Source organism: Bradyrhizobium uaiense (genome assembly GCF_010811875.1).
GTDB classification, from domain to species: domain Bacteria; phylum Pseudomonadota; class Alphaproteobacteria; order Rhizobiales; family Xanthobacteraceae; genus Bradyrhizobium; species Bradyrhizobium uaiense.
The window spans coordinates 1-245 of record NZ_VKHP01000902.1 but is presented as its reverse complement, the minus strand read 5'-3'; the positions used below and the strand labels follow the sequence as shown (position 1 = coordinate 245).

Sequence of the window (245 nt, the reverse complement as noted above, 5' to 3'; positions counted from 1 at the left end):
CAGGCGAATCTGGTGCCGGAAGAGCTGGTGCATCGCGTCATCGTCCGCGAGAGCAAATACCAGCCGCATTTGATCGGGCGCGGCGGCGCCATCGGCATGATGCAGATCAAGCTCGCGACCGCCCGCGAAATAACGCACGGCTCGGTCGTGATCGCCATTGGCGGCGCGATAGGCGCCGGCGAGGTACTTGACACCGTATTTGAGGTTGGTCGCGGCGTCGCGCAGACCTTCGGCGGTACCGGTGT

The 245-nt window shown here is 64.5% G+C and carries 2 pseudogenes; one reads left to right on the top strand and one right to left on the bottom strand.

Features of this window, described 5'->3' with window-relative positions:
• Window positions 1–126, top strand: a pseudogene (locus FNJ47_RS52480) (transglycosylase SLT domain-containing protein); the annotation flags it as partial.
• Here FNJ47_RS52480 and FNJ47_RS52475 read toward each other — a convergent pair.
• Window positions 118–245, bottom strand: a pseudogene (locus FNJ47_RS52475) (lytic transglycosylase domain-containing protein); the annotation flags it as partial. The pseudogenes FNJ47_RS52480 and FNJ47_RS52475 sit on opposite strands and share 9 nt — an antisense overlap.